Annotated in this window: 3 protein-coding genes and 1 pseudogene; 2 read left to right on the forward strand and 2 right to left on the reverse strand. The window is 43.1% G+C overall.

The annotated features are described in order from the left end of the window. Positions 1 to 20 precede the first annotated feature (20 nt). Entirely contained in the window at positions 21 to 449 is a 429-nt protein-coding gene (locus tag QUA83_RS17645) for a universal stress protein (protein ID WP_333294763.1), read from the forward strand. A gap of 387 nt (positions 450 to 836) precedes the next feature. On the opposite strand, the gene QUA83_RS17650 is transcribed toward QUA83_RS17645, so the two are convergent. Further along, positions 837 to 1,469 (reverse strand): alpha-ketoglutarate-dependent dioxygenase AlkB, encoded by a 633-nt coding sequence (locus QUA83_RS17650; protein ID WP_333294766.1) that lies wholly within the window; start codon positions 1,467 to 1,469, stop codon positions 837 to 839. A gap of 217 nt (positions 1,470 to 1,686) precedes the next feature. Here QUA83_RS17650 and QUA83_RS17655 point away from each other — a divergent pair, with 217 nt between their 5' ends. Beyond that, the gene (locus tag QUA83_RS17655; protein ID WP_333294768.1) at positions 1,687 to 1,905 is read left to right on the forward strand and encodes a hypothetical protein; all 219 of its coding nucleotides are present in this window, start codon (positions 1,687 to 1,689) and stop codon (positions 1,903 to 1,905) included. 25 nt (positions 1,906 to 1,930) lie between these two features. On the opposite strand, the pseudogene QUA83_RS17660 reads toward QUA83_RS17655, so the two are convergent. Continuing rightward, positions 1,931 to 6,010 (reverse strand): annotated as a pseudogene (locus tag QUA83_RS17660) (adenylate/guanylate cyclase domain-containing protein); the annotation flags it as partial. Positions 6,011 to 6,086 lie beyond the last annotated feature (76 nt).

Raw genomic sequence — 6,086 nt, forward strand, 5'->3', positions numbered from 1 at the left:
AACGAAAAATTTAAAGGTGCATGATATTGAATACTGTTTTGGTAGCGATCGACAATTCAGAGTTAGCGACTCAGGTATTGCAAGTTGTAGGGAAATTTCAGCTAGAACCGACGGCAAAGGTGATTCTAGTTCATGTTGTCAGTTCTGGTACGTCGGATTTTGACGCGGTTGTCGATCGACCTCACGCTCAGGGAGATGAGATTGCTTATAGAGAGGTAGAGAAGTTGCTGCAATCTTATCAGGAAAAGTTGCCTTGCCAGAGCGAATTGGAGATTGTTTCGGGACAACCGGCAGAAGAAATTGTCCGTTTGGCTAATATTTATAAGGCGGATTTAATTGCGATCGGCTGTCGGGGTTTGACTGGTTTAAAGCGGATTTTGGAGGGTTCGGTGAGTGCTGAGGTTGTCGCTGAGGCTCCTTGTTCCGTGTTGGTTGTGCGGGCGAAGTAAGTAAGGGCGGTAAATGAAAGAGTCGATCGCATTTACCTAAACCAACATACTTATTCCACTAATAGATTACGAGATCGAATTGCGGCGATATATCTAGTTCTATATTGATGAAGGTTTTGGAGTCGCCCAGTTGGCGATCGCTGATTGAGACAAAAGTGGGTAAGCATTTGTTTAGGTTGCAGCCTGTGATTCGGAAATATAGCCTTTCTCAGAAAGATGAGGTACTCATGGGCATAGGGCATAGGGCATAGGGCATAGGGCATAGGGCATACCTCACTTTTTTGAGAACCGCTATATGTAATTAATCGGTTTTGTCAAAAATTGAGCTGATTATTTATAGCACTTCTCAGTAATATGAGATTTGCTTACAAATTACCATTAATTAATTTAGCTTACTTTCCTGAAAGTAAGGTTGATTCTTGGTTCAGTAACTTTGGCTGCTTTCGGGATTTGGTGTTGCCAAAAATGCTGGGTTACTCCTTTCATCAGCAGGAAGCTTCCAGGAGTTAATTGAATTTCTAATTTCATTTCTTTTTGGTATTTGTGCCTGAGCATAAAACGACGAGTTGCCCCAAAACTTACAGAACCGATCGCTGGGTTTTCACCAAGTTCTGATTCATCATCACTATGCCAAGCTACACTATCTTTGCCGTCGCGATATAGATTAAGCAACACGCTGTTAAAGGATGTACCTGCTATTGCTTCTATTTTAGATTTGATTGTTATGAGTGTAGGTGTCCATAGATTAGGCTCCATTTTTATTTTGGAGTAAGTGTAAGATTTACCTGGATCTCCGTACCATGCGCTAAGTCGCGGTATAGCGACTTGCTTGCCAAAAAGCAGAGCCACCTCTTGCTTCCAATTAATAGTGCCGTACAATTCCGCAAATATCTGGTTGCTCTCATTGTTATTGAAGAAGTCGCGGTACATGATTATTTCGGCATCAGGCAGAGATAATTGCTGACCATGCTTCTGGCTTTCTGCTTTTGGCTCTTCCCACAATGAAAGTTGAGTATACATAAATCTGCTCGCTGATTACCTTTTACTGAAATTTATAAATATACAGTTCTTGACACAAGCATTGCCCAGCTTTACCATTAATCATGTAAAGCTAATTTTAGCATTTTAACAAGACAACGATAATTACTTTTTGTAACCTACATAAGTTTTTATGTGTTAACAAACCCAATCCAGAATCGTGATTTAAGATTTGGTTGGTGTCAATTAGCTATGTACTATGAATTGCTTTCAAATAATTAAATCTGTTCTTGATGAAGCTTATGTCCAAATTCCCGGAGATGAATCTGAAAAGGATGAGGTAATTAATGACGCACTAGAATACCTGCGAGAAGAATATTCTCACCTATCGCAGGAATGTAACATAGATTATAGCGATCCGAGGTTGAGGGGGTTGTCACCCCGTCAAATGAAAATGATCTCCCCGTCGAACAATTGAGCGATCGAGCTTTGGAATTTTATGATTAATCTAAATTGTGTGGCCTGTCATTGATTTTTGTGCGATTTCTTAAAGTAGACTGACAGCGTTCCCAGTAAATTTTAGCGACGGCATCGCCCTGATTCTGATGCCAACACTCGGCAAACAGCCGCGCCGCCTCAGCTAACTTCCCTTCCAAGTAATTTGCCCTCGCTTCTGCAAACAATTCCAGCGTAGCTAACTTGCCCTCTTTAATTTCTAGCGGATCGCAATCAAACACTTCATAAACCGTCACCGCTTCAGATTTTCCCTTGACTTTTACCGTATCGAGGGTGCGGATTGCGTACTGGGAGAGATTTTCTAAACGCGAGTAAGTTTCCTGGGTAATTAATAGCGACACCCCATAATTTTTCGTCAAACTTTCCACGCGAGAAGCTAAATTCACCGCATCGGAAATTACTGTGCCCTCCATGCGATTTTGACCTCCCACCGTTCCCAGCATCAAAGAACCCGTATTAATTCCAATCCCTATTTGAATCGGCCCATAGCCAGAATTAGCGCGGTGTTGATTATATTCAACAAGGCTCTGCAGCATAGCAATTCCGGCTTTCACCCCATGATCCGCCTCGCCGCTAAACAGCGCCATAATCGCATCGCCAATATATTTATCAATAAACCCGTTATTTTCATTAATGACGGGTTCCATGCGAGAAAGATAGGCATTGATAAATCTGAAATTGTCCTCCGGCGTCATGCTTTCCGAAAGCGTGGTGAAGTCGCGAATGTCGGAAAACAACACCGACATTTCCAACTGCACTTGGTCGCCCAATTCGACATCAATAATGCTTGATTTCTCTAAAAATTGGAGGAACTGATTGGGGACGAAGCGCTGGTAAGCTTTGTTGAGTTGGAACAATTCATCGGTAAATCGGATTCGCTCTGTTTCGGCTTTTTTACGCTCCGTGATATCTTGAAAGGCTACCATTGCATAAGAAATGTTGTCCTTTTCATCATAGATGGGAGTAGCCCAAGCCTCGATCGGAATAATCTTGTTGCCTTGGTGGATTTCCAGATCCTCAGCGGTGGCACTTTCGCCCCTCAACGCCCGCACAATCGGCAATTCGGCAGAGGGATATTCCTGCTCTGTTCCAGCTTTATAGACTTGATAAATCTCTGGTATTTGCTCGCTGGCGACTTGAGGAATAACTCCTTTACCTAATAATTGAATAGCAACGCGATTACTATAGTAAGGTTTGCCAGAAGCATCCAGCACTGACACCCCGACTGGAATTGCTTCTAAAAATTGAGCGAGTCTGTTCTCACTTTCACGGACTTCTGTATAAAGCTTAGAATTTTGGATCGAGATCGCCGCCTGTCCCGATAACACTTTTAATAGTTCCACTCTTTCTGGCGTAAAAGCTCCCGCTGTCAGATTGTTTTCTAGGTAAACAATACTGACGATTTGAGATTGATTAATCAGTGGTACACATAAAATTGATTTGGGCTGATGCTTTTGGATGTAGGGGTCGTTAGTAAATTGTCCCTCTCGGACAGCATCATCTAGTACCACGCTTTCTTGAGTGCGAGCCACATAGTTGACAATTGCGGAGGAAAGTTCCTGACAATTTTCCACCGGGATGGATTGCAAAACTGTGACTTGTTCTGAATTGATTGTCCCTTCAGCATCAATTAACAGCGTTCCCTGGCTGAACCAAATCAGATAGCCCTTTTGCGCCCCCGCATTCTCAATCAAAATTTTCATTAAGCTAGACAGTAATTTATCTAGCAATATTTCGCCAGAAATCGCCTGATAAGCTTTCATCACTGTGGTGATATCTAGGTTACTACCCGCACCAGCAGTCGTCACTGTTGCAGTTGTTGTAGTGTTTTTAGTGGCAGACTGAATAGGTATTAATAACTGGGAATATCGCGTTTCTAAATCTTTTACCTTAGCAGTTGCTCCCCATTGAACATAACAATAATATGCCTCAATCATGTAGGTTTGAGCAATTTTTTCTTTGCCCCATTCCCAGTAGAATTTGGCTGCTAGTTCGTTAGCTAGTGCTTCTTCGTTGAGGAATTTATTTTCTTTGGCTCCAGAAATGGCGCGATCGTACATTTCAATCGTCTCAGCTTTATTGCCCAACACCCGTTGCCGTTCAGCCTCAACTAAATACCATTTATGCAGATAATTCATGGGCGCATTTTGCGCCCACTGTTTCAGCGTAGTTTGATGAATTTCCACCTCAGCGAGAATTTGAGCTTGCTCAATTTCTGGGCGGGTGGGAAAAAGTGCCAGGTGGGTGAGGGCGGCATAGAAATGGAAAATGGCAACAAAAGCTAATCCCGATACTGCCATTAAATACTGTTTGGCTTGGGCAATGTTGTCTAGGGCGGCAGTGTAATTGCCCCATAAGTAGGCAAGCAGTAGTTTGTAGATATAGGTAGTGGCTACCACCGTGAAATCATTGTCCTGATGGTACTTAGGAATCATCACCGTTTCATCGTAGGCAGTTCCTATTAAACAATCCGACCAAATACGATCTTCCCTCAAGTTAGACACCATCTGCTGCTTCATATCCAAATAAACCCGACCCGAATATTGCTTCGCCTGAGCCAAGGCAGCACTGTAAATTGCTAGTTCGGGTTCCCAAGAGTCTAGTTCTACCCCACCAAAAAAGTTGGCATCAAAGTAAACACTTATGCTGTAGCCAGCGTATAGAAAATCACCTGTTTCCATGCCCGCCGTAAAGCCATCTTTCGCCCTCGGTTTCGTTGCCAAGAGAGCTTCTTGATGATGCTGAATCCAGCCACCAAACACCAAGAGAATTATAGACTTGAATTCTGGCACATTGAACCGATCAAGCAATGAGAGTGCCAATTGCCCAAACCCATAGCCGCTTTCCACCTCTCCCAAAAAGGCACACAACGCCAACCCGTGCATGACATACCCCACCGTGGATGCGGGGGCATTCCCAAAAGAGAGCGATAAACTCACCATCATGCAGCTAACTAGAGGTGTTAAACTCGGCATTCCTTGAAAAATGGGTGCAGATAACATTCCTAACAGTTGTATGGCTGCCTGAGCTTTGGCATCAGTCATCATCGGCAGATTAGCTAGTTCTTCAATCCGTTTATCCTGGATTTCGCCGGCAAGGGCTTGTAGCGCTTTACTAATCAAGGCTTGGTCAGGTGCTGTGGGTAGTTCAACACCCAGTTGTAAGAGTGCATTTCTGCCGACTGCGATCGCTTCTAACACCTTGCTCTGGGCTGTCTGAGCGGCAATTTGAATTTCGTAAATTTTAATTTTGTCTAAAATGGTTTGGGCTTCTTGTAAAACCTTTGCTGCCATCTGTTCCATACCCTCAATGTCACCATTCAAATAGGCAGTTTCGGTAGCAGCAATATAGAGATTCAGCGTCAACTCATACTGACTTTGCCAGCAGTTGGCTCTCAGTAGCTCAATCCCTGTTTGCAGATAGATATTTGCGGCTGTGTAGGCGGTAGAATTTCTAGCCTTACGTCCAGCTTCTAAGTTGAGTTGGGCTAAGGCTTCTCGTTCGCTTAATTGATTGATTAACTCAATTCCTTGATTCAAATGCCCCACTATATCAAAGAGTTTGTCTTCTCTTTCTATCTCCGAATAATTTTGGAGGAGTAACTGTCCGATTGTGAGATGAGTAGCTTGTTTTTGGTTTTCTGGAATCAATGAGTAAGCCGCTTGTTGGACGCGATCGTGCAGGAACTTATAAATTGGATTAGCCACAGACTCAGGAGGGGATTGATCATCTGTTTGAATTAAATCATAGCCTTCTGCAATCAGTAAAATAAGCCCTTCTTGCAAGGCTTCCCACAGCGCTGATTCCGTTTGTTCTGGTAATTCTTCGTTGACTATTGCCAATGTCTCTAAATCAAACTGCGCCCCAATGCAAGCCGCCAGTTTGAGAACATCCTGAGTTTTAGCAGGCAACTTCTGTAATTGTGCCCCCATAAACTCCACCACATCCGAGGCATCGGCAAATGTAACTTGATCAATATCGCATTGCCAATGCCGTACATTCCAGTCAAAAATAATTTGCTCATCTTCATATAACGCCTTGAGGAATTGAGTGGAGAAAAAGGGATTAAGTAGGTCGGCGCAAAAAAACCGAACTATGTTAAGATAAGTAAACAAAAAGAATATATCTACTGAGGTAACTCAA

Origin of the sequence: Microcoleus sp. K1-B1 (genome assembly GCF_036704705.1) — a bacterium.
Classification (GTDB): domain Bacteria; phylum Cyanobacteriota; class Cyanobacteriia; order Cyanobacteriales; family Microcoleaceae; genus Microcoleus.